22 protein-coding genes are annotated in these 22,090 nt (G+C 57.4%); 9 read left to right on the forward strand and 13 right to left on the reverse strand.

Going from position 1 to position 22,090, the window contains the following annotated elements; genetic code table 11:
- Positions 1 to 29: 29 nt before the first annotated feature.
- The 10 genes from phoB to ACR0LH_RS00865 form a co-directional block, all read right to left on the reverse strand.
- Positions 30 to 719: a phosphate regulon transcriptional regulator PhoB gene (phoB, locus tag ACR0LH_RS00820; protein WP_170389308.1), complete on the reverse strand. Its 690-nt coding sequence runs from the start codon at positions 717 to 719 to the stop codon at positions 30 to 32.
- 12 nt (positions 720 to 731) lie between these two features.
- On the reverse strand, positions 732 to 1,433 hold the full coding sequence (gene phoU / locus ACR0LH_RS00825) for a phosphate signaling complex protein PhoU (RefSeq protein ID WP_170389307.1): 702 nt from the start codon (positions 1,431 to 1,433) through the stop codon (positions 732 to 734).
- Positions 1,434 to 1,449: 16 nt separating this feature from the next.
- Complete coding sequence (gene pstB / locus ACR0LH_RS00830; RefSeq protein ID WP_170389306.1) at positions 1,450 to 2,247, reverse strand: phosphate ABC transporter ATP-binding protein PstB; 798 nt, start codon at positions 2,245 to 2,247, stop codon at positions 1,450 to 1,452.
- 10 nt (positions 2,248 to 2,257) lie between these two features.
- On the reverse strand, positions 2,258 to 3,619 hold the full coding sequence (gene pstA, locus ACR0LH_RS00835; RefSeq protein ID WP_480719276.1) for a phosphate ABC transporter permease PstA: 1,362 nt from the start codon (positions 3,617 to 3,619) through the stop codon (positions 2,258 to 2,260).
- Positions 3,616 to 5,088 (reverse strand): phosphate ABC transporter permease subunit PstC, encoded by a 1,473-nt coding sequence (gene pstC / locus ACR0LH_RS00840; RefSeq protein ID WP_480719277.1) that lies wholly within the window; start codon positions 5,086 to 5,088, stop codon positions 3,616 to 3,618. Before pstC ends, pstA begins: the two co-directional genes overlap by 4 nt.
- 84 nt (positions 5,089 to 5,172) lie before the next feature.
- The gene (locus tag ACR0LH_RS00845) at positions 5,173 to 6,213 is read right to left on the reverse strand and encodes a substrate-binding domain-containing protein (RefSeq protein WP_480719278.1); all 1,041 of its coding nucleotides are present in this window, start codon (positions 6,211 to 6,213) and stop codon (positions 5,173 to 5,175) included.
- Between the two features lie 172 nt (positions 6,214 to 6,385).
- Positions 6,386 to 7,456 (reverse strand): ATP-binding protein, encoded by a 1,071-nt coding sequence (locus ACR0LH_RS00850; protein ID WP_480719279.1) that lies wholly within the window; start codon positions 7,454 to 7,456, stop codon positions 6,386 to 6,388.
- Positions 7,457 to 7,478: 22 nt separating this feature from the next.
- Positions 7,479 to 8,000 carry a gamma carbonic anhydrase family protein gene (locus tag ACR0LH_RS00855; RefSeq protein WP_170485401.1) on the reverse strand — a complete coding sequence of 174 codons (522 nt, stop codon included), beginning with the start codon at positions 7,998 to 8,000 and terminating at the stop codon, positions 7,479 to 7,481.
- A complete protein-coding gene (gene gmk, locus ACR0LH_RS00860) occupies positions 7,997 to 8,638 on the reverse strand; it encodes a guanylate kinase (protein WP_170485398.1) in 642 nt (213 codons plus the stop codon). The genes ACR0LH_RS00855 and gmk overlap by 4 nt, the downstream gene beginning before the upstream one ends.
- Positions 8,639 to 8,653: 15 nt before the next feature.
- Positions 8,654 to 9,532, reverse strand: coding sequence for a YicC/YloC family endoribonuclease (locus tag ACR0LH_RS00865; protein ID WP_480719280.1), 879 nt, complete (start codon positions 9,530 to 9,532; stop codon positions 8,654 to 8,656).
- Positions 9,533 to 9,787: 255 nt separating this feature from the next.
- On the opposite strand from ACR0LH_RS00865, the gene ACR0LH_RS00870 reads away from it, so the two are divergent.
- Positions 9,788 to 10,462 carry a PAS domain-containing protein gene (locus ACR0LH_RS00870; RefSeq protein WP_480719281.1) on the forward strand — a complete coding sequence of 225 codons (675 nt, stop codon included), beginning with the start codon at positions 9,788 to 9,790 and terminating at the stop codon, positions 10,460 to 10,462.
- A gap of 50 nt (positions 10,463 to 10,512) precedes the next feature.
- Here ACR0LH_RS00870 and ACR0LH_RS00875 read toward each other — a convergent pair whose 3' ends face one another.
- Positions 10,513 to 11,883 carry a class II 3-deoxy-7-phosphoheptulonate synthase gene (locus ACR0LH_RS00875; RefSeq protein WP_170389297.1) on the reverse strand — a complete coding sequence of 457 codons (1,371 nt, stop codon included), beginning with the start codon at positions 11,881 to 11,883 and terminating at the stop codon, positions 10,513 to 10,515.
- Between the two features lie 168 nt (positions 11,884 to 12,051).
- On the opposite strand from ACR0LH_RS00875, the gene ACR0LH_RS00880 reads away from it, so the two are divergent.
- Entirely contained in the window at positions 12,052 to 13,056 is a 1,005-nt protein-coding gene (locus tag ACR0LH_RS00880; RefSeq protein ID WP_170389296.1) for a GlxA family transcriptional regulator, read from the forward strand.
- Here ACR0LH_RS00880 and ACR0LH_RS00885 read toward each other — a convergent pair.
- Positions 13,053 to 14,150 (reverse strand): PQQ-dependent sugar dehydrogenase, encoded by a 1,098-nt coding sequence (locus ACR0LH_RS00885; RefSeq protein ID WP_480719902.1) that lies wholly within the window; start codon positions 14,148 to 14,150, stop codon positions 13,053 to 13,055. The genes ACR0LH_RS00880 and ACR0LH_RS00885 overlap by 4 nt on opposite strands.
- 153 nt (positions 14,151 to 14,303) lie before the next feature.
- Here ACR0LH_RS00885 and ACR0LH_RS00890 point away from each other — a divergent pair, with 153 nt between their 5' ends.
- From ACR0LH_RS00890 to ACR0LH_RS00920, 7 genes are all read left to right on the forward strand, one after another.
- On the forward strand, positions 14,304 to 15,485 hold the full coding sequence (locus ACR0LH_RS00890; protein WP_170389295.1) for an ABC transporter substrate-binding protein: 1,182 nt from the start codon (positions 14,304 to 14,306) through the stop codon (positions 15,483 to 15,485).
- A gap of 127 nt (positions 15,486 to 15,612) precedes the next feature.
- Complete coding sequence (locus ACR0LH_RS00895; protein ID WP_170389294.1) at positions 15,613 to 16,401, forward strand: ABC transporter ATP-binding protein; 789 nt, start codon at positions 15,613 to 15,615, stop codon at positions 16,399 to 16,401.
- Positions 16,402 to 16,409: 8 nt separating this feature from the next.
- Positions 16,410 to 17,240, forward strand: coding sequence for an ABC transporter ATP-binding protein (locus ACR0LH_RS00900; protein ID WP_480719903.1), 831 nt, complete (start codon positions 16,410 to 16,412; stop codon positions 17,238 to 17,240).
- An 80-nt stretch (positions 17,241 to 17,320) separates the two neighbouring features.
- A complete protein-coding gene (locus ACR0LH_RS00905) occupies positions 17,321 to 17,716 on the forward strand; it encodes a hypothetical protein (protein ID WP_170389293.1) in 396 nt (131 codons plus the stop codon).
- Positions 17,716 to 18,726, forward strand: coding sequence for a branched-chain amino acid ABC transporter permease (locus tag ACR0LH_RS00910; protein ID WP_480719282.1), 1,011 nt, complete (start codon positions 17,716 to 17,718; stop codon positions 18,724 to 18,726). The genes ACR0LH_RS00905 and ACR0LH_RS00910 overlap by 1 nt, the downstream gene beginning before the upstream one ends.
- Positions 18,723 to 20,036, forward strand: coding sequence for a branched-chain amino acid ABC transporter permease (locus ACR0LH_RS00915; RefSeq protein ID WP_170553411.1), 1,314 nt, complete (start codon positions 18,723 to 18,725; stop codon positions 20,034 to 20,036). Before ACR0LH_RS00910 ends, ACR0LH_RS00915 begins: the two co-directional genes overlap by 4 nt.
- Before the next feature lie 140 nt (positions 20,037 to 20,176).
- On the forward strand, positions 20,177 to 20,449 hold the full coding sequence (locus tag ACR0LH_RS00920; RefSeq protein WP_480681961.1) for a hypothetical protein: 273 nt from the start codon (positions 20,177 to 20,179) through the stop codon (positions 20,447 to 20,449).
- A 45-nt stretch (positions 20,450 to 20,494) separates the two neighbouring features.
- On the opposite strand, the gene ACR0LH_RS00925 is transcribed toward ACR0LH_RS00920, so the two are convergent.
- A complete protein-coding gene (locus ACR0LH_RS00925; RefSeq protein ID WP_480719283.1) occupies positions 20,495 to 22,036 on the reverse strand; it encodes a helicase HerA-like domain-containing protein in 1,542 nt (513 codons plus the stop codon).
- Positions 22,037 to 22,090 lie beyond the last annotated feature (54 nt).

Consider the following 22,090-nt stretch of genomic DNA (forward strand, 5'->3'; position numbering starts at 1 on the left):
CGTTTATGAGTGCACCCCCTGCCCTGACGTCATCCCAAGGCGTAGCCTGCTCCTCGCACCGTGCGAACGGGATCTTTGCCGCCATGTTGCGTCAAAGCCTTCCGTAGCCGACCGATATGCACGTCAACCGTACGGGTATCGACATAGATATCGCGCCCCCAGACACGGTCCAGCAGTTGTTCACGGCTCCAGACACGACCCGGTTTTTCCATGAAAGTGCTTAACAGGCGGAATTCTGTTGGGCCCAGTTTCAACGGCATGTTGTCGCGGCTGACCTTGTGGGTCTCGGAATCCAGAATGATGTCGTCGTATTCCAGCCGCAATCCCACTGTCGCGGGGCGTACCCGACGCAACTGAGTTCTGACCCTGGCCATCAACTCGACAACCGAATACGGCTTGACCACATAGTCATCCGCGCCCGTTTCCAAGCCGCGCACCTTATCGACCTCTTCCGAGCGCGCAGACAGCATAATGATCGGAATTGACCGCGTGTCCGGGCGGGATTTCAGCCTTCGACATACCTCTATCCCGCTGAGGTTCGGCATCATCCAATCCAGAACAATGATGTCCGGGTTATCCTCGTCGACCAACAGCATGGCCTCGTCACCACTGGCGGCCTTGGAAACCTTGAATCCTTCTGCCTCGAGGTTGTAGGCCAGCACTTCGCGCTGAGCCAGCTCATCCTCGACAACCAGCACGGTTGGTTGATCAGCGGACATGTCTCAAAACTCCTAAACGGATTGCGAAGTGATATCAGCCTTCGGCCGCGCCTCTGCCGGGCGTTCGCCGGTCACGAGGTAAACGACCTGCTCGGCGATTGCGGTCACATGGTCGCCCATTCTTTCAATGTTCTTGGCAATGAAATGCAGGTGCATACAGGATGAAATGTTGCGCGGATCTTCCGCCATAAAGGTCAGCAATTCGCGGAACAGGCCGTTATACATCTGGTCCACTTCTTCATCGCGGTTGATGACGTCCGTGGCCAGTTCAGCGTCGCGCTGAATATAAGCATCCAGCGCGTCCCGCAGCATCAGTTCAACCTCACGCGCCATTCGGCGCAAAGCCGCAGCGCTGCCGTTGATCTCGCCCGCATTGGCTATGACAGTGGTCCGCTTTGCGATGTTCTTGGCATAGTCACCGATCCGTTCAAGGTTGCCAGACACTTTCAGGACCGACAGGACCAAACGCAGATCGCTGGCCGTGGGCGCGCGCAAAGCAATCAGACGCGCGGTCTCTTCGTCGATCAGTTCTTCCAGAGCGTCGATGGCCTTGTCGCCCTGACGCACCTGTTGGGCCAGCTCCTCGTCCCGGGATTCCAGCGACCGTGCGGCGCCCAGGATGGCGGCTTCGACCAGCCCGCCCATTTTCATGATATGGGCCTGAATCGCTTCGAGATCGCGGTCGAAAGCGGATGCAATATGTTGTTCGGTCATGTTCTAATACCTGTCCTCAACCGATCCGGCCGGTGATGTAGCTTTCGGTGCGGGGATCTTCGGGATTGGTGAAGATTTGCCCGGTCTCGCCAAACTCGACGAGGTTCCCAAGGTGGAAAAACGCTGTTTTCTGGCTGACCCGCGCGGCCTGCTGCATCGAGTGGGTCACGATCACCACCGAATAGCGTGAGCGCAGTTCATCAATCAACTCCTCGACCTGCGCGGTTGCGATCGGGTCCAGGGCCGAGCATGGCTCATCCATCAGCAGAACTTCGGGTTCGGTCGCCACGGCGCGGGCGATGCACAAACGCTGCTGCTGACCACCGGAAAGGCCGGTGCCGGGGGCATCCAGACGGTCTTTGACCTCATCCCAGATCGCACCACGGCGTAGGGATTTCTCAACAATCTCATCCAGTTCCGCCTTGTTCTTGGCAAGGCCGTGGATACGCGGACCGTAGGCTACGTTGTCGTAGATCGATTTGGGGAATGGGTTCGGTTTTTGGAACACCATGCCCACCTTGGCACGCAGCTGTACGGGATCGACGCGCTTATCATAGATATCCTCGCCATCCAGCAGGATATCGCCTTCGACCCGGCAGATGTCGATCGTGTCGTTCATCCGGTTCAGGCAGCGCAGGAACGTGGACTTGCCGCAACCGGACGGGCCGATGAATGCAGTCACGGTCTTTTCTTCGATCTCAACATTCACGTCTTTGATGGCGTGAGTGTCGCCGTAATAGACCTGAACCTTGTTCGCGGCGATCTTGATAGCTTTGGAGTCCACGGTTCTCTCCACTCGTGTCATATCGTTCATAATAAGCCCCTTACCAGCGGCGTTCAAAGCGGCGGCGCAGGATGACCGCGATGGTGTTCATTGTCACGAGGAAGATCAACAGGATGATGATGCCCCCCCAAGCACGTTCGTAAAAGGCCGGGTCAGCGCGTTTGGACCATTCGTATATCTGCGCTGGCATGGCCGAGTTCGGCGACAGGAAGCCCGCCACCAGACCGTCGGGCGGGTTCGAGGCGACAAAGCCCACCATCCCGATCAGCAGCAGCGGCGCGGTTTCCCCCAGCGCCTGCGCCAGACCGATGATGGTCCCGGTCAGAATACCCGGCGCAGCCAGCGGCAGCACATGGTGGAACACCGCCTGCATTTTGGAAGCCCCTACCCCAAGCGCTGCATCGCGGATCGACGGCGGCACCGCCTTGAGCGATGCGCGGGTCGAGATGATGATCGTCGGCAGCGTCATCAGCGTCAGCACCAGACCACCCACCAGCGGTGCCGAGGTCGGCAAATGCATATAGTTGATGAACACGGCCAGACCCAGAATACCGAACACGATGGACGGCACGGCGGCCAGGTTCGAGATGTTCACCTCGATAATATCGGTCAGCCGGTTCTGCGGTGCAAACTCCTCAAGGTAGATCGAGGCTGCCACGCCAATCGGCAACGCCAGCGCCAGCACCACGAACATCATGAATAGCGAGCCCAGCATCGACACACCGATCCCCGCGGCCTCGGGCCGTTGATCGGACGCGTCCGCACCAAAGATGAAATCGGGATTGAAGGCCTTGTACAGCACGACCGCGTCCCGCAGTTGATCGACGAAATCCAGTTGCGCGGTGGTGATGCTTTTGTCATTGGCGATGGACTCGCGCGTTACACGGCCCTTCATGTAGCCATCCACGCGGCTGTTAACCAGAAAGCGGAAGCTGATTGTTTTTCCAATCTCGTCGGGATTGGCGAGGACATAGCTCCGCAACTGCGCCTGCGCTGACTTGGACAGGATTTTGCCCATCTCTTTGGGCTTTAGGTCTGTCTGGATACCCAGCTCTTGCACTTCGGCCTCAATCGCCGATGCGATCAGAGGGGCGTATCCGAAGGTCGAGACCTTTTTGATGTCTTCGATATTGCGGTTGCCCTTCTTGTCCAGCTTGTCTTCTTTCAGTTCGACATTCAGCTCAAGGAAGGTCTGCTGGAACGCGCCCGTACCGGCGGTAACAATGTTTGTAACCAAAACGATCAGCATCAGCACACCGATCCCGATGGCGGCAATCCCGTACAGCTTGAACCGCCCCTCGGCCGCATTGCGGCGTTTGGTGCGCGCGTCTTTCTCAAACAGCGAGCCACCTTTGGGCTTCGCAGCAGGAGCAGCGCCTGGGGTTTGGGAAATATCGGTCATTCGTACTGCTCCCGGTATTTGCGCACGATATAAAGGGCGAAGATGTTCAGCCCCAGCGTAATGATGAACAGGGTCAGACCCAGCGCAAAGGCCACCAGCGTTTCAGGGCTGGCAAAATCGGTATCGCCGGTCAACTGGCTGACGATCCGCGTTGTGATGGTCGTCATCGCCTCGAACGGGTTTCCTGAAAATTTGGCGATTGCGCCGGCGGCCATTACCACGATCATCGTTTCGCCAATGGCGCGGCTGGCGGCCAGCAGGATCGCACCGACGATCCCGGGCAACGCGGCAGGCAGAACCACCTGACGCACGGTTTCGGATTTGGTGGCACCCAGCCCAAGCGAGCCATCGCGCATCGACTGCGGCACCGCGTTGATGATGTCGTCGGACAGGGACGAGACGAACGGGATCAGCATGATACCCATCACCAGACCCGCCGTCAGCACTGCGTTCGAGCTGGCCATCCAGCCAACCCCCAGCGCGCCCCCTTCGCCGAACATCGAAACCAGCGCGGGGCCGACCGTCAACAGGGCAAACAGACCGTAAACGATGGTCGGGATACCGGCGAGGATCTCAAGCAGCGGTTTCGCCACCGCACGCGTCGCGCCCGAGGCGTATTCCGACAAGTAGATCGCGGCAAACAGGCCAATCGGCACCGCCACCAGCAGCGCGATGACCGAGATATACAGCGTTCCCCACAACAGCGGCAGGATCGACAGCTCGGACCCGCCACGGAAGTTGGGTGCCCATGTGCTGCCAAAGAAGAAGTCCTTCCACGAATGCAGTTGGAAGAAATTCAGCGTCTCAAAGAACATCGACAGAACGATGCCCACAGTCGTCAGAATGGCGATGGACGCAGCCAGCAACAGCAGCGCCAGAACACCCTGCTCCACCACGTTGCGGGCGCGGAATTCCTTGTGCGTCCGAATATAGGCGAAGGCCGCACCCAACAGCGCAACAGCAAGAACGATGATCTGCATGGCGACAGAACCGGCGGTTGTCATACTGCGGTACTTCTGCGCAGCGATCAGGATCGGCTGAGAGATATCCTGCGTCAAAACCTGCCCAGCGTTCTTCAGCGTAGAGGTTAGTTCCTCAATATCCGTGTTCGCGTCCTGCGCTTGTGCCTCGGTCATTGCACCGGTCGCAACGGCACCTTCCAGCCCGTCAGCGACGCGCCGCACCTCGCTCATGATGAGGCCGCGATCTGAACCCTCTGGGATTGCCTGTTCGGGGATGAGACCAGAAACCGTGCTGTTCACGATCATCGGCTGAACCAGAAGCCAGATAATCAGGACTCCCAAAGCGGGCACCAATGCTGTCAAAGCGACATTGTAGCCGTAGTAAGAGGGCAGTGAATGAAGTTCGCGAGCGTCTCCGCCCGCACTTGCCAATGCACGGGAACGACCCGTGAAATATCCAATCACTGCCAGCGCAAGCAGGAAAAGTAACAGCCAGGATAACGTCATGAAAACTCCGATGGTATCGCAAGGTGTGGAGTCAAAAAGAACCGGGGCGCGAATAATACGCCCCGGTTCCGTTCGTAAGATAGATTAGGAACCGCCGCCCAGAACGGTTTCGTTCGCGACAGCATCTTGCACTTTCGCCAGCTCAGGATCCGAGACCAGACCGTACTCGGCCAGCGGGCCGTCGGGTCCAGCGACCTCGTCTGCGACGAAGAACTCAGCATATTCTTTCAGGCCGGGGATCACGCCGATGTGGGCTTTCTTTACGTAGAAGAACAGCGGGCGCGAAACCGGGTACTCGCCTGAAGCGATCGATTCAGTCGAGGGAACGATGCCGGACATGGTCGCAACCTGCAGCTTGTCGGTGTTGTTCTCGTAGAAGGCCAGGCCAAAGACGCCGATGCCGTCCTTGTTGCTGTCGATGCGGGCCAGAGTTTCAGTATAGTCGCCATCGATGTCGACCGAAACACCATCGGTGCGCAGTGCGATACAAGCTTTTTCAGCGGCTTTCTTGTCATCGCCATTTGCGGCTTTGTAGACGTCGAAATCGCCCAGATGCTCACAACCGGCGAGGATCACCTTGTCTTCAAACACTTCACGAGTGCCGTGCTTGGTGCCGGGGATGAAGGCTGCGATCGGCTGCGCAGGGAACGCGGGGTTCACGTCGGCCCAGGTTTTGTTCGGGTTATCGACCAGTTGACCATCAACAACGATCTGCGCGGACAGGGCTTTGTACCAGTCTTCCGGCGTGAACTCGAACGAGTTGCCGTTGATGTCGGATGCGAAAACGATGCCGTCATAACCGATCTGAACTTCGATGATGTCGGTTACACCATTTTCGGCACAGGCCGCGATTTCTTTTTCACGGATGGCGCGCGATGCGTTGGCAACGTCGATGGTGTTTTCGCCAACACCTTCGCAGAAACGTTTGAGGCCAGCTGACGAGCCGCCCGATTCAACAACTGGTGTCGGGAAGTCAAAGTTCTCACCGAAGGCTTCAGCAACGATCGAGGCATAAGGCAGGACAGTTGACGAACCAGCAACCTGAACCTGATCACGAGCAGCAGCAGTTGTAGCCGAGACGGCAGCAATAGCCAGCGCAGAAGCCGACAGTTTTACAAAGGACATTTCAGTCTCCCTGAAAAGATAGATTTTGATCACCCCATGATGATCCTGCGCGCTTCCCTAAGTGCGTCGCGTAAGCCTTTTGTGACAGGTATGTAACGCTTTTATGACACCTTGCTTGGTTCGGAAGTGACGTAGCGGAAAATAACGCAGGCTTCAGAACCAAATTTTGAGGTCAGGATTCAGCAAACGGATTGGATAAACGCGGCAAAATCACTGTAAACACGGAACCTTTTCCAAGTTCACTTTCAACGCGCAGCCGTCCACGGTGGCGATTTACGATATGTTTCACAATCGCAAGACCCAGACCGGTTCCACCCAGTTCGCGCGATCTGTGACTGTCGGCGCGATAGAATCGCTCAGTCAGGCGCGGCAGATGCGTCGCATCGATTCCCGGCCCTTTGTCGATGACCTGTACCCGCACAGCAGGGCCACGTATCGCGGTATCTCGCTCTGACGACGTAATGCGCACTTCGACCACGCCACCGCTGCCGCCGTATTTGATGCCGTTTTCGATCAGGTTGGTAAACACCTGGCGCAGTTGATCGCTGTCCCCCGGCAACGAAACTGGACCCTGAGACGCGGCAAGTGTCAATTCGACCCCAGCATCTTCGGCAAGCGGACGCAAAGAGTTCAGGATCGACTGCAACAACCCGGTCAACTCTAGCTGTTCTTTCGGGCGAATGCGCTCCTCGCTTTCAACCCGGTTCAGCGAAAGCAAGTCACCGACCAGCCTGTTCATGCGGTTGGCTTCATCGGTCATGATCTGCAAAAACCGCTCACGCGCGACGGCATCGTCGCGGGCAGACCCCCGCAGCGTTTCAATGAACCCCATCAAGGCGGTCAGCGGGGTGCGCAGCTCGTGGCTGACATTGGCAACGAAATCGCGGCGCATCTGTCCGGCCTGTTCCAGATGGGTAACATCCTGAAAGATCGACAGCACCGCACCACCCGAAACCGCACCGACACCATTCATATACCGGCACTGAACCTCAAAAGTCGTGTCCTGAGCACCGTCGTTCGCCAGATGACGCGTTTTTGCCGGGCCTCTTGTTCGAAGGCTCTGCTCCATGGCTTCGATGACCTGAGGCTGCCTTAGAATGGTGGCGAAATGCCTGCCCTCTATACCCGGACCAAGCAACGTCTTGGCGTCTGTATTGGCAGCGATAATGCGTTCCGTCTGATCAACCATCAAAGCCGGCATTGGAATGGCCGCGACAAATTCGATTAGTTGGTCATTGGACATGGAAACAATCCCTTGGCGGCGATCAGACCGCTTTCATGGTGTCCCGGAATTTGCGCATGTTGCTCTGATAATGCAGGGCGCTTAGGGTCAGTCTCTGCGCGGCCGCATCATCCAACTGACGGACGACCTTACCCGGCGATCCCATAACAAGTGAGTTGTCGGGGATTTCTTTCCCTTCCGTAATCAAAGCCCCTGCCCCGATCAGGCAATTCTTGCCGATCTTCGCCCCGTTCAAGACGATCGCACCCATTCCGATCAAAGAGTTCTCGCCAATCGTACAGCCATGCAACATGACCTTGTGGCCGATGGTGCAATTCTTGCCGATGGTCAGTGGAAAACCCGGATCGACATGCATGACGCAGTTTTCCTGCACATTGCTGCCTTCACCGACGCGAATTTCTTCGTGGTCGGCGCGAAGGGTACAGCCGAACCAGACCGAGGCTCCCTGCTCCATCACCACTTTGCCGATCAGGTTGGCATCCGGCGCCGCCCATGTGTCATCGTGAATTTGCGGCGTATGCTCACCAAGTGCGTAAACGGTCATGACAGGCCCTCGAATTCATTTTGTAGCGCGCGAACGTGGTTTTGCAGGCTCGGTTGCTGGATACGCCGCATTCGTTCGGCGCTGACGATGGTCTTCAGCTTTTCTTCTGTCGACGCCAGATCGTCATTGACCAGAACGTAATCGTAGTACCCCCAATGGCTGATCTCGTCCCAGCTTTTCAGCATCCGCTTAGCGATCACGTCCGCACTGTCCTGCCCACGGGTTTCCAACCGACGGCGCAGTTCGGGGATCGATGGCGGCAGGATAAAGATCGAAAGCGCGTGTTTGCCAAGGTCCGAGTTACGGATCTGAACTTCACCCTGCCAATCCACGTCGAACAAAACGTCTTTGCCACTGTTGATCGACTCGCGGACCGGCCCGGCGGGTGAGCCGTAAAAGTTTCCGAAAACATGCGCGTGTTCCAGCATCTGGCCCTCGGCAACCTGCTGTTTGAACGCATCCTCTGTCAGAAAGAAATACTCGCGGCCATGTTCTTCACCGGGACGAGGAGCGCGGGTCGTCGCCGAGACCGAAAACTCCAGATCGGTATCCCACTGCATCAGCCGCTTGGCCAAAGTGGATTTCCCTGCACCGGATGGCGAGGACAAAATGATGAGTAGGCCGCGTCGATCCGCCATTTGGCGCTCCTGTCGTTATTCTACGTTCTGAACTTGCTCGCGCATCTGATCTATTACGGCCTTCAACTCAAGCCCTACCGAAGTCAAATCAGCACTTTGCGCCTTGGAACACAGGGTATTTGCCTCTCGGTTGAACTCCTGCATCAGAAAGTCGAGCTTTCGGCCAACCGCAACGTCCAGTTCCAGCAAATCCCGCGCCGCTACGACATGTGCTTTCAGGCGGTCGATTTCTTCCGTTATATCAGCCTTGACCGCGATTAGGGCTAATTCCTGTGCCACACGATCCGGGTCGGCACCCTGCGCGTTATCCATGACGCGCGCTAGGTTCTCACGCAATGAGTCCGCAACCTTGTCCTTGCGCTGTTCGGCCAAATCTGCGGCCTGAATCGTCAACTCTGCCACTTGGTCTAGCTGACCGTTCAGAATCTTTGAAAGAGCCTGACCTTCTGCCTCGCGCATCGCAATAAACTCGGCCAAAAGTCCCGAAAACTCGGTGGTCAGATGGCTAACCAACGGCGCTGGATCATCCACGTCACTGCCTGCGTCCAACATGCCTTTCAGGGCGATCAGCTCGGCGGGGCTTGGCGTGGCCAGGCTCAAGTCCCGAGCAGCCGCCATTTGCTGCGTCTTGGCCACAGCATCCAGAGCCGCAGACATCGCAACTTCGTTCAAGACAAGTTCCGGAGCACTTTCATCTCGGCTCAATCGCAGGGACAGCGTGACATTCCCCCGGCTCAGAGCCTTGGACATTTGCGCACGCAGAGCAACCTCGAGGCCGGTCAACCATTCAGGAGCACGCACGCGCATGTCCAGCCCCTTGCCATTGACGCTGCGCAACTCCCACGTCCAGCTATGCGGCCCAAATGTCCCTTTGCCCGAGGCAAACCCAGTCATGGATCTGATCATGCCCGCCCTTTCGTCGCTGCTCGTCTCTAATTTCTTGCCCGCACCTAATGCCATCACAGCACGCAGGGCAAGAGTTTGCTGATTTGGTCGCTGCCGATGGCAGGTTAACCATTCATTAAAGAATTCCTCCAAGATTGGCGAAACCCATGTCAATCTCACCCGTGTCAGGGCTGGTTATTCAAATATGTCCCCGCTATCTGGCATTTTAGACAAATCAGGGTCAATTGGCGCTAGGGTTATGAAATGAAAACCTTTTTCGGAAACGGTTCCGGGTCAAGTTTTGGAAAGATCGTCTCTATGGATCGCTTTGATAGTGGGCGCAGCGTTTCGCCCATCCGCCAAGCCGAAGCATATTGGACCGCACTGTTGACAGGTCACGGAGTGCCCATGCGATCCCAGATTGATCCGCGCGGGCTTGAGAACATTCTGGAATACACCTTCATCCTTGAACGTATAGCGCCCGGTCTGGCCCGGTACAGGCTGGCAGGCAGCCATTTGAACAATCTAGCGGGAATGGAGGTTCGCGGCATGCCCCTGACAACCTTCTTTGAACCCTCGGCACGATCGCAGGTCACCGACACTCTGGAACAGGTTTTTGCAGGACCCGCGATTGCTGAACTCACGCTGGAGTCCGGTGGAAAACCGGGACGCACGCGCCTGCAAGCCCGCATGATCCTCTTGCCGCTCAAAAGCGATCTCGGCGATGTAAGCCGTGCTTTGGGGGTTTTGGTCAGCGACGGAGCGATAGGGGCAACGCCCAAACGGTTTGAAGTGTCCTGGCAAAAGGTTCGAGCGGCAACAACACCTCACATGCCGACGCAGACCTGTGAACCAGTCGCGGCTGGATTTGCTGAAAAACCGATAGAGTTCAAACAGCAGAAGCCACATTTGCGACTGGTTGTATCACGCGAGGACTGACACCGCCCCGCGGCAACAAAAAAGCGAGCCGTAGCTCGCTTTTTTCAGGATTAGCTCACTGCTCGTTTTCCGCGGTCGCGCCGCAAGTTCGTCAGTTCCTCAGCCACAAGGAAGGCCAGTTCCAACGATTGCGACGCGTTCAAACGGGGGTCGCAAGCAGTGTGATAACGATCCGACAGATCCTCTTCGGTCACGGCCCGAACACCACCTGTGCATTCGGTTACGTCCAGTCCGGTCATCTCAAAATGCACACCGCCGGGGATTGTGCCCTCGGCCTGGTGCACGCCAAAGAAGTCGCGAACTTCGCGCAGGACTGAATCGAACGGGCGTGTCTTGTAGCCCGTTGCCGATTTGATGGTGTTGCCGTGCATCGGGTCGCAGACCCATGTCACCTTGGCACCTTCTTCTTTCACGGCTTTGACCAGACGCGGCAGATGCTCACCGGCCTTACCCGCTCCGAAACGCGCGATCAGGGTCAGGCGACCCTCTTCGTTTTCGGGGTTCAGCTTGGACATCAGAACCTTCAGGTCTTCCGCTGTCGTGGTCGGACCGCATTTCAGACCAATCGGATTCAATACACCCCGGCAGAATTCGACATGCGCTCCGTCGGGTTGACGGGTGCGGTCGCCGATCCAGATCATGTGGCCAGACCCGGCCAGCCAGTTGCCAGAGGTCGAATCCAGACGCGTCAGCGCCTCTTCATATTCCAGCAGCAGGCTTTCGTGGCTGGTGTAGAACTCCACGGTTGAGAACTCATGCGTGGTGTCGGCTGTGATACCTGCGGCGTTCATAAAGTCGATCGTGTCCTGAATCCGGTCCGCGATCTCAGAGTATTTCTGAACGTCCTGTTCATCCGTGAAGCCCAAAGTCCACGAATGCACCATGCTCATATCGGCGAAACCACCGGTCGAGAAGGCGCGCAAAAGGTTTAGTGTCGCCGCCGCCTGCGTATAGGCCTGCAGCATCTTGCCCGGATTCGGGATACGTGCCTCGGGTGTAAACGCCAGCTCGTTGATGATGTCGCCACGGTAGCTTGGCAGTTCCACACCATCGACCACCTCGGTCGGGGCGCTGCGCGGCTTGGCAAACTGCCCGGCCATCCGGCCAACTTTGACCACCGGCACTTTGGCGCCATATGTCAGCACCATCGCCATCTGCAGCATCACCTTGAACGTGTCGCGAATTGCGTCCGCGCTGAATTGTTCAAAGCTTTCAGCGCAATCGCCGCCTTGCAGCAAGAACGCCTCACCGCGTCCAGCAGCGCCCAGATGCTGTTTCAAGCGCCGTGCTTCGCCCGCAAAAACCAGCGGAGGATACTGCGAAAGCTGGGCCTCGACCTTGGCCAGCGCGGCCGCGTCGGTATAATCTGGCATCTGAACCCGGGGCTTGTTGCGCCAGTTCGTTTTTTGCCACTCGGTCATAGCTTTGATCTCCGCTGAAGTACTCAGGTCGTCTCTATACAAAAAGCAAGGAAGAGTGACCATATCCGATTTGCGCCTCTTGACGTGGGAAACAAGCTTTGATCATGGTGGCTGTCAAATCTGTCGCCGACGTAACGTCATAAGGCGCCGAATCAAGGACACCTCGCCATGCAAGAGCAACGCCAAGTTGTCACGGTGGAAGACACTGCGGCTAACCCTCGGAATTTCGTGTTTGTCCTGCTGGACAAGTTTTCCCTGCTGTCCTTCGCTTCGGCGCTGGACAGTCTGCGTATTGCAAACCGAATGGCGGACAAGCAGCTTTACTCATGGACGTTCATGGGTGAAGGCGGAGACACCGTAAACTGCTCGGCTGGGACGGAATTCAAACTGGACAGCGACTTGGTCGAGCTTCAACGTGATGATGTCATATTGATTTGCGGCGGTGTCGACGTTCAGGCCGCGACGACCAAAAAGGTTCTGAACTGGGTGCGCCGAGAAGCCCGTCGCGGCTTGCGTATCGGCGGATTGTGCACGGCCGCCTACACTCTGGCCAAGGCCGGACTATTGGATGGAAAACGCGCCACGATCCATTGGGAAAACTCGGACAGCTTCATTGAGGAGTTTGACGAGGTCGAACTAACCAAGTCCGTGTTCCAGATTGACGGCAATCGTATGACCACGGCGGGCGGGACTTCATCCATTGACCTGATGCTGAAAATCATCGCGGACGACTACGGCGAAGACCTTGCCAACGCGGTGGCCGACCAGATGATCTATTCTTCGATCCGCACGGACCAAGACACGCAGCGCCTGTCGACGCCCACCCGCATCGGCGTGCGCCACCCCAAGCTGAGCCAGGTCATCCTGATGATGGAAAAGAACATCGAGGAACCGATCTCGCCCTCGATCCTCGCTAAGGATGTGGGCATGTCGACCCGGCAGTTGGAACGCCTGTTCCGGCGCTATCTCAGCCGGTCACCGAAACGGTATTATATGGAACTGCGCCTGCACAAAGCGCGTAACCTGCTGATGCAAACGGATATGAGCGTGATCAACGTGGCGCTGGCCTGTGGTTTTGCCAGTCCCTCGCATTTCTCGAAATGCTACCGCGCGCATTACAATACCACACCATACAGAGAGCGTGGTGCGCAAGGTGGTCGCTTGTCGGTCTAACCGTCTGGCGACATTCGATAAACCGCACCCTGCCCCACGGAAATAAACCAGATAGAACCGTCGGGCGCTTCGACAATGTCCCGGACGCGTTCGGTCTCGGCTCCTTTGATCTGCTCGACTTCCTTTAGGGGCGATCCTTCAAGCCGGGCGATATAGTTGAACTTGAGCGAACCTACGAAGATGTCACCTTTCCACTCGGGCCAGAGTTTGCCGGAATAGACCATCAATCCTGACGGTGCGATGGACGGGTCCCAGTAAAGCTCTGGCTGCTCCATCCCTGACTTTGCGGTGCCTTCGCCGATTGGTTTGCCTGAATAGTGCTTTCCGTATGAAATCACAGGCCAGCCAAAGTTACGGCCCGGCAGAACCAGATTCACTTCATCTCCGCCCTGCGCACCATGTTCTGACGTCCACAGACGCCCTCGCGCATCGAGACCCGCGCCTTGTGGGTTTCGGTGCCCGAAAGACCAAATCTCTGGCCTGATATCGGGCTGGCCGACAAACGGATTGTCAGAGGGCACCGAGCCATCCCGATTTATTCGGACGACCGAGCCGATGTGGTTCGACCTGTCCTGAGCCTGTGGCCGGTCACCACGATCGCCAATCGTGACAAACAAGGTTCCGTCATTCGCTTCCACGACCCGAGAACCAAAATGCCGACCGCCTGAGCCTCCGGGAACAGCTTCAAAGATGACCCGCAGGTTCGTGAGACGCTTTCCATTCTCTGACAGTCGCGCGACCGCCACGGCGGTGCCCGCACCACCTTTTTGACGCTTGGAAAACGTCAGAAACACCTCGCGAGTCTGGGCGAAGTCGCGAGCGACGGTCACATCCAGCAAGCCGCCCTGCCCTTTGGCGACCACGTCCGGCACTCCACGCACGCGCTCGGCCCTGCCGTCAGCGATATGCAAAAGCTCTCCGTCCCGCTCGGTGACAAGGAATGAACCATCCGGCAACACTCCGATCGCCCAAGGCGTGTCCAACCCTTCGACCAGGGGCGTCACCCGCACAGAACCAACCGAAGTCTTGAGTATGTCAGCACTGACCGTCGTCGCACTCAGCAACAAAACCAGAATCGCAATTGACCGAAACATCATGAACTCCACCTTTGGGACGCCGCTACAACCATAGAAAAACAAATAGGATTATGGGCCGCAAAAACACGTTTGCGTTAGGACTTTTCTTTTCGGAACAGCTTGCCTAGGGTCATGCCCAGAACGAATACGTTCACAATAGGGAGTAACCATATGAAAAAGCTGCTTACAGCAACTGCAGCAACCGCTCTGCTGTCCGGCACCGCAATGGCCGAAGACGTGACGCTGGGCGTCCTGTTTGGCTTTACCGGACCGATTGAATCGCTGGCCCCTGCAATGGGATCGGGCGCAGAACTGGCAATGGCCGAAGTCACCGAATCCGGAAAACTGCTGGACGGTTCGTCCGTGTCGGCATCCCGCGCTGACACTGGCTGCATCGACAACGGTCTGGCGACATCGAACGGCGAACGCATGATCGCAGACGGTGTTGCTGGCATCATCGGCGGCGACTGCTCGGGCGTGACCGGTGCGATCCTGCAGAACGTCGCGATTCCGAACGGCATGGTCATGATCTCGCCGTCGGCAACCTCGCCCGGCCTGTCGACCATGGAAGACAACGGCCTGTTCTTCCGCACCGCACCGTCGGATGCGCGCGAAGGTCAGGTGATGGCCGACATCCTGAACGACCGTGGCATCAGCTCGATCGCTCTGACCTACACAAACAATGACTACGGCAAAGGTCTGGCGGACGCGATCCAGTCCTCGTTCGAGGCATCGGGTGGCGAAGTCACCATCGTCGCCGCGCACGAAGACGGCAAGGCCGACTACTCGGCCGAAGTTGGCGCGCTGGCCTCGGCCGGTGGCGACATTCTGGTCGTTGCTGGTTATCTGGATCAAGGCGGCCTGGGCATCATTCAGTCGGCACTGGACAGCGGTGCGTTCGACACGTTCGGCCTGCCCGGTGGCATGATTGGAGACTCGCTGCCTGCCAATGTCGGCCCCGACCTGAACGGCTCGTTCGGTCAGATCGCCGGTTCGGGTGGTGAAGGTGCCGAGAAGTACTTTGCCATGGCCGAAGCCGCTGGTTTCGACGGCTCGTCGCCCTATTCGCCTGAAAGCTATGACGCCGCAGCGCTGTTCATGCTGGCAATGCAGGCCGCCGGGTCCACCAACCCTGCTGACTATGGCGCCAAGATCATGGACGTCGCCAACGCTCCGGGTGAGAAAATCTATCCCGGTGAGCTGGCCAAGGGTCTGGAACTGCTGGCCGCTGGTCAGGACGTCGATTATGTCGGCGCGTCGGGTGTTGAACTGATCGGCCCCGGTGAAAGCGCGGGTTCGTATCGTGAGATCGAAGTCACCGACGGCGAGAACAAGACCGTCAACTTCCGTTGATCAGACTTATTAGGTCATAAGAACAAGCAGCCCGGGCCTTGTGTCCGGGCTGTTTCAATGAAAAAAGGCCGCACCCCGGCCAACGGGGATGCGATAAGAGCGCCGAAAATGGCGGCTAGGGGAAAAAATGATCGTCGTCGAAGACGTGCACAAGCATTTCGGCGGGTTTCACGCGGTGGACGGGGCATCGCTGGAAATCCAGAAGGGCTCGATCACTGGTCTGATTGGGCCGAACGGGGCCGGAAAAACCACTCTGTTCAATGTGATCGCGGGCGTTCTGCCGCCGACCAGCGGCAAGGTTCATATGGATGGTGAGGACATCACCGGCCTGCCCCCGCACGAGCTGTTCCACAAGGGTCTGCTGCGCACCTTCCAGATCGCGCATGAGTTTTCCTCGATGACGTGCCGCGAAAACCTGATGATGGTGCCCGGCGCGCAATCGGGTGAATCGCTGTGGAACACATGGTTCGGCCGCAAGCGCATCGCCGATGAGGAACGCGCGCTGCGCGCCAAGGCCGATGAAGTGCTGGAGTTCCTGACCATTGAACATCTGGCCGATCACAAGGCAGGTCAGGTCTCGGGCGGTCAAAAGAAGCTGCTGGAACTGGGCCGCACCATGATGGTCGACGCCAAGATCGTCTTTCTGGACGAGGTCGGCGCGGGTGTGAACCGCACCCTTCTGATGACCATCGCCGACACGATCCTGCGTCTGAACAAGGAACGCGGCTATACCTTTGTGGTCATCGAGCATGACATGGATTTCATCGGCAAAATCTGCGACCCGGTCATCTGTATGGCCGAAGGGAAGGTTCTGGCCGAGGGTACTCTGGACGAGATCAAGGCGAATGAGCACGTGATCGAAGCCTATCTGGGCACCGGCCTGAAAAACAAAGACAAGCTGGAGGCCCAAACATGACCGCTGGCGTGAGCGACAATCCCTATCACGACGACAGAGGCAACAAGGACGCCTCGATCACCAACACGCACGGCGTCGGCACCATGACCCCCGCCCATCGCAAAAGCGGTAAGACGCACAAGGTCGAGGGCGGCCCGTTCCTGATTGGTGACACCATGACCGGAGGGTACGGCAAAGGGCCAGACATCCTGCATGATTGCACCATCGCAGTCGACAAAGGCGAGATTGCCGTGATCGTCGGCCCCAACGGAGCAGGCAAATCCACTGCGATGAAGGCCGTGTTCGGGATGCTGGACGTCCGCGCAGGCGCGGTGCGGCTGGACGGCGAGGATATCACCACCCTGTCGCCGCAGGACCGGGTGATCAAGGGGATGGGCTTTGTGCCGCAGACCTCGAACATCTTCACCTCAATGACGGTGGAAGAGAACCTTGAGATGGGCGCTTTCATCCGCCGCGACGATATTTCTGAGACGATGGAGCAGGTCTATGACCTCTTCCCCATCCTGCGCGACAAGCGCAACCAAGCCGCCGGAGAGTTGTCAGGCGGCCAACGCCAACAGGTCGCCGTGGGCCGCGCGCTGATGACTCAACCCAAGGTGCTGATGCTGGACGAACCAACCGCTGGTGTCTCGCCCATCGTGATGGATGAATTGTTTGACCGGATCATCGAGGTTTCGCGCACCGGGCTGCCGATCCTGATGGTCGAACAAAACGCCCGTCAAGCGCTGGAGATCGCCGACAAGGGATATGTTTTGGTGCAGGGGCGGAATGCTTATACCGGCACGGGCAAGGAACTGCTGGCCGACCCCGAAGTGCGTAAGAGTTTCTTGGGGGGGTGACCAAAGTGCAGATTTTGGACTCAACATCCCGTTCACTAGAAGGGCACAGGTTTAAGGCGACTCAAGCGCCGAGGAATCAGATGGGTAGGATTACTGCAATGGCTTGTGCAATCGGCTTAACAGCAAATTGTGCACTTACGGATACAACAAAAACCTTACCTCAAGTATTCGAATTAAATTGTGATTGGTCTGACGACCATTTGCTTGAAAGTGCCGGTCCGCTTTCTGGAACATCCACACTTGCTTATTCGTCATCTTCTAAACCTATCAAACTGGACGCGGCCATTCAAAACAACCCAATCGAGCAAAGTGGAGTTGGCGGGACACGGCATTTTCTGATCCCTTCAATGGAACCACTCGCAGGATTGACCATAACGGTGTTTCCTGATGGCCGAAGCGTACGTTCACAAATTTACAACGCGTTCGGTGATCTCTCAGTTCAATCCAGCATCGGTACATGTGAGGTCATGGAATAATGGACTTCCTCAACGCTCTGGTAGCGCTCTCCAACTTCGTTCTTGTTCCCGCAATCGCCTATGGCAGCCAGTTGGCGCTGGGCGCTTTGGGGGTGACGCTGATCTATGGCATCCTGCGGTTCTCGAACTTTGCACACGGCGATACGATGGCCTTTGGCGCGATGATCGCCGTTCTGGTCACGTGGGGCCTGCAGGCCGCCGGGGTTAATTTCGGGCCGCTGCCGACCGCTCTGCTGGCCCTGCCCTTTGCCATTCTGGGCTGTATCGTTCTGTTGCTGATCACCGACCGACTGGTTTACAGGTTCTACCGCGAACAAAAGGCCAAGCCGGTCATTCTGGTGATCGTGTCCATGGGCGTGATGTTCATCATGAACGGGCTTGTGCGGTTTATCATTGGGCCGGACGATCAACGCTTTTCGGACGGGGCGCGGTTCATCGTCTCGGCTCGGGATTTCAAGGCGATGACCGGCCTGCGTGAAGGGCTGGCGATCAAAACCTCTCAGGGTATTACCGTGATCGTGGCTGTCGTCGCTGTGGCGCTGTTGTTCTGGTTCCTGAACAAAACGCGCACCGGCAAGTCGATGCGCGCCTATTCCGATAACGAGGATTTGGCGCTGCTGTCCGGCATCAACCCCGAGCGCGTGGTGATGATCACATGGATCATTGTCGCAGCGCTGGCGACCACGGCAGGGGTGCTCTATGGCCTCGACAAGAGCTTTAAGCCCTTCGTCTATTTCCAGCTTCTGCTGCCGATCTTTGCCTCGGCCATCGTGGGCGGCCTCGGCAATCCGATTGGTGCCATTGCGGGCGGGTTCATCATCGCGTTTTCCGAAGTCACCATCACCTATGCGTGGAAAAAGGTGCTGACCTATCTGGCACCCGAAGGTTTGGAGCCGTCGGGCCTCGTTCAATTCCTGTCCACCGACTACAAATTCGCCGTCAGCTTCGTGATCCTGCTGATCGTGCTTCTGTTTAAGCCCACGGGCCTGTTCAAGGGGAAAGCGGTATGAGCGAGTCCGTCAAAAACACGCTGCTTTTCATTGCGGTCGGCTCTTTGATCCTGCTGACCGGCTTTACGCAAAGCTGGAACGCGGCGATCCTGATCCTGAACATGGGGCTGATCTCGGCGATCATGGCTATCGGGGTGAACCTGCAATGGGGCTTTGCCGGGCTATTCAACGTGGGCGTCATGGGATTTGTCGCGCTGGGCGGATTGGCGGTGGTGCTGATCTCGACCCCACCCACACCGGGCGCGTGGTCGGCCGGAGGATACGGTATTCTGTTGGCCCTGCTATTGGGGGCTGCAACGGTGGTCGCTGCTGTGATGGTCGCTACGCGAATGCCTAAGGGGCGGGTGCAGACCCTGTCTATCATCGGCATTCTCATCGCCGGCTTCTTTATCTATCGCGCGGTATTCGATCCCAGCATCGCAGCGGTCGAGGCGATTGACCCCGCAGTCGCCGGCAATATTGGCGGCCTGAACCTGCCCGTATTGTTGGCATGGCCCGCGGGCGGCCTGCTTGCGGCAGGTGCGGCTTGGCTTATCGGTAAGACAGCTTTGGGTCTCCGGTCGGACTATCTGGCGATCGCTACCCTTGGGATCGCCGAGATCATCATTGCAGTGATGAAGAATGAGGATTGGCTGGCCCGTGGCGTCAAGAACGTCTACGGCATCCCGCGCCCTGCTCCGGTGGTTGGCTATGAGGTGGACTTGCAAGCTGATCCGAGCTTCCTTGCGCGGGCCGAGTGGCTTGGTTTGGATCCCGTCACGGCGTCGACACTCTCGGTCAAGCTGGGGTATTCGCTGCTGTTCCTGATCGTCTTGGTGGCGCTGTTGTGGATGGCGCAGATGGCGCTCAAAAGTCCGTGGGGACGCATGATGCGCGCCATTCGCGACAATGAGGTCGCAGCCGAGGCGATGGGAAAGGATGTCACCCGCCGCCATCTTCAGATATTTGTGCTTGGCTCTGCAATCTGTGGAATCGCGGGTGCGATGATGACCACTCTGGACGGTCAGTTGACCCCAAGCGCGTATCAGCCGCTGCGGTTTACGTTCCTTGTCTGGGTCATGGTTATCGTCGGCGGATCGGGCAACAATTTCGGAGCGGTTCTGGGCGCCTTCCTGATCTGGTTCTTGTGGGTTCAGGTCGAACCGATCGGCTTGTGGATGATGAACCTGATTACGGCCGGAATGCCTGATGGCAGTGCGCTCAAGGCCCACCTGATCGAAAGTGCCGCGCATATGCGCCTGTTTACCATGGGTCTGATCCTTCTCATCGTGCTTAGGTTCAGCCCACGAGGACTGATCCCCGAAAAATAAGACCGACTGAAATCTATTTGTAAACCGCGCCAACTGTTTGGCGCGGTTTGTTGATTTCACCCCGCGGGTTGTTTAGACGAAAAAGAGCCGCTTTGGTTCGGGCAACCGCTCCGCCCGGTCTGAATGATGCGGACATCCTGATGAGTATGAAAAGAGTTCACATGACCCCCTCGATAGCCAAAAAAGTTCTTTTTCTTCCGCTTGTTGCTGGATTGGCCGGATGTATTCCGTCCCCCGAAGACCTGGAAAGCACACCAGTCAAGGTCCAGACATCTCAGGGCGTAGTCACCTGCCAGCTCTACCGCCCTGATCGTGTTGTCTGGGATCGCGCCATTGATTTCCCGGCTGACAAGATGTCGGTGCCAGAGGCAGACGCCTACTGTAAGCAGGAAGGCCAGCGTCGCTTGAAATAGCAGAAATGGGATCGCGCCGGGCCTATTTTACCCGGCGCGCTGCCCCTAGTTGTTTTTGAATAGACCGCCGAGGATACCGCGAACGATCCTGCGCCCGGTGGTGCCTTTCAGTTCCTTGATGACAGCCTCACTCATGGCGGTTGCAAACGTGTCCTTTTTGCGTGTGACACGGGACGAAGACCGCCCGACCCTGCTGCCGGAATAGCGCCGCGCGGTCGCAAACTCCCGTTCGGCTACGGATTGCGATTCCGACTGTTCTTCGGCTTCGGCGGCGGCGTTTGCAGCGGCCTCGGCACGGGATTTCAAAATCTCAAAGGCGGACTCTCGATCCTTCAGAACGTCATATTTCGCTTTCATCGGAGACGCGTCTATCACAGCCTGACGCTCGGCCACTGTAACCGGGCCTAGCTGTGAACCGGGTGGCCTGATCAAACTCCGCTCGACAATCCCCGGCACGCCCTTTTTCTGAAGCATCGAGGTTACAGCCTCACCCACGCCGACTTCACGTATTGCGGCCTCGGTATCAAACGCCGGGTTCTCGCGATATGTCTCGGCCGCAAGACGCAGGTTCTTCCTGTCCCGCGCCGTAAAAGCGCGGAGTGCGTGTTGAATCCGGTTTCCTAACTGGCCCAGGATGTCTTCTGGAATATCCGCCGGGTTCTGCGATATGAAATAGACACCCACCCCCTTCGAGCGGATCAGACGCGCGACCTGTTCGACCTTGTCCACAAGAACCTTTGGGGCATCCTCAAACAGCAGGTGGGCCTCATCAAAGAAAAACACCAGCTTTGGCTTATCCGGATCGCCGACCTCGGGCAGTTCCTCGAACAATTCGCTGAGCAGCCACAAAAGGAACGTCGCATAGAGACGCGGGGCCCCCATCAGCTTGTCAGAGGCAAGGATGTTCACGACGCCCTGCCCGTTTTCGTCAACACGCATCAGATCCGCAAGTTCCAGAGCAGGCTCACCGAACAGGTTGGCACCGCCTTGGTTCTCCAAGACCAGCAACCGCCGCTGAATAGCGCCAATCGAAGCCGTCGACACATTGCCAAAACGTAATGAGAGTTGTGCGCGGTTCTCGCCGATCCAAACCAGTAGCGATTGCAGGTCCTTGAGATCCAGCAGAGGCATCCCTTCTTCGTCCGCCACACGAAAGGCGATATTCAGAATACCTTCCTGCGCCTCACTCAAGTCCATCAGACGAGACAGAAGCAGCGGACCCATCTCGGTTACCGTTGTGCGGACGGGGTGCCCTTGTTTTCCGAACAGGTCCCAGAACGCAACCGGGCAGGCGGCATAAGAATAATCAGCGAAACCAATTTTCTTGGCGCGTTCATGAAAGGGTTCGTGTAATTTATGCGTTTCACTGCCTGCCTTGGCCAGCCCGGACAGATCACCCTTTACGTCCGACAAAAACACCGGAACACCCGCCTGGGAAAATCCTTCGGCCAGAATTTGCAGCGTCACCGTTTTGCCTGTCCCGGTCGCACCAGCAATCAATCCATGCCGATTGGCGTATTTTAGCGTCAAACTTTGCGGCTGGTCATAGGCTTCACCCGCGCCGCCTAAAAAAATGCCCTTTGTCATTCAATTAACGTCCCCAATTCCACCGGTCTGACCCAAGCATACAAAGTTAACATT

The organism is Ruegeria sp. CL6, from assembly GCF_056536465.1.

Bases quoted from the DNA above. Each gene is read 5' to 3' on its own strand.
- phoB (WP_170389308.1), bottom strand. From the start codon at position 719: ATGTCCGCTGATCAACCAACCGTGCTGGTTGTCGAGGATGAGCTGGCT.
- phoU (WP_170389307.1), bottom strand. From the start codon at position 1,433: ATGACCGAACAACATATTGCATCCGCTTTCGACCGCGATCTCGAAGCG.
- pstB (WP_170389306.1), bottom strand. From the start codon at position 2,247: ATGAACGATATGACACGAGTGGAGAGAACCGTGGACTCCAAAGCTATC.
- pstA (WP_480719276.1), bottom strand. From the start codon at position 3,619: ATGACCGATATTTCCCAAACCCCAGGCGCTGCTCCTGCTGCGAAGCCC.
- pstC (WP_480719277.1), bottom strand. From the start codon at position 5,088: ATGACGTTATCCTGGCTGTTACTTTTCCTGCTTGCGCTGGCAGTGATT.
- ACR0LH_RS00845 (WP_480719278.1), bottom strand. From the start codon at position 6,213: ATGTCCTTTGTAAAACTGTCGGCTTCTGCGCTGGCTATTGCTGCCGTC.
- ACR0LH_RS00850 (WP_480719279.1), bottom strand. From the start codon at position 7,456: ATGTCCAATGACCAACTAATCGAATTTGTCGCGGCCATTCCAATGCCG.
- ACR0LH_RS00855 (WP_170485401.1), bottom strand. From the start codon at position 8,000: ATGACCGTTTACGCACTTGGTGAGCATACGCCGCAAATTCACGATGAC.
- gmk (WP_170485398.1), bottom strand. From the start codon at position 8,638: ATGGCGGATCGACGCGGCCTACTCATCATTTTGTCCTCGCCATCCGGT.
- ACR0LH_RS00865 (WP_480719280.1), bottom strand. From the start codon at position 9,532: ATGACTGGGTTTGCCTCGGGCAAAGGGACATTTGGGCCGCATAGCTGG.
- ACR0LH_RS00870 (WP_480719281.1), top strand. From the start codon at position 9,788: ATGAAAACCTTTTTCGGAAACGGTTCCGGGTCAAGTTTTGGAAAGATC.
- ACR0LH_RS00875 (WP_170389297.1), bottom strand. From the start codon at position 11,883: ATGACCGAGTGGCAAAAAACGAACTGGCGCAACAAGCCCCGGGTTCAG.
- ACR0LH_RS00880 (WP_170389296.1), top strand. From the start codon at position 12,052: ATGCAAGAGCAACGCCAAGTTGTCACGGTGGAAGACACTGCGGCTAAC.
- ACR0LH_RS00885 (WP_480719902.1), bottom strand. From the start codon at position 14,150: ATGTTTCGGTCAATTGCGATTCTGGTTTTGTTGCTGAGTGCGACGACG.
- ACR0LH_RS00890 (WP_170389295.1), top strand. From the start codon at position 14,304: ATGAAAAAGCTGCTTACAGCAACTGCAGCAACCGCTCTGCTGTCCGGC.
- ACR0LH_RS00895 (WP_170389294.1), top strand. From the start codon at position 15,613: ATGATCGTCGTCGAAGACGTGCACAAGCATTTCGGCGGGTTTCACGCG.
- ACR0LH_RS00905 (WP_170389293.1), top strand. From the start codon at position 17,321: ATGGGTAGGATTACTGCAATGGCTTGTGCAATCGGCTTAACAGCAAAT.
- ACR0LH_RS00910 (WP_480719282.1), top strand. From the start codon at position 17,716: ATGGACTTCCTCAACGCTCTGGTAGCGCTCTCCAACTTCGTTCTTGTT.
- ACR0LH_RS00915 (WP_170553411.1), top strand. From the start codon at position 18,723: ATGAGCGAGTCCGTCAAAAACACGCTGCTTTTCATTGCGGTCGGCTCT.
- ACR0LH_RS00920 (WP_480681961.1), top strand. From the start codon at position 20,177: ATGAGTATGAAAAGAGTTCACATGACCCCCTCGATAGCCAAAAAAGTT.
- ACR0LH_RS00925 (WP_480719283.1), bottom strand. From the start codon at position 22,036: ATGACAAAGGGCATTTTTTTAGGCGGCGCGGGTGAAGCCTATGACCAG.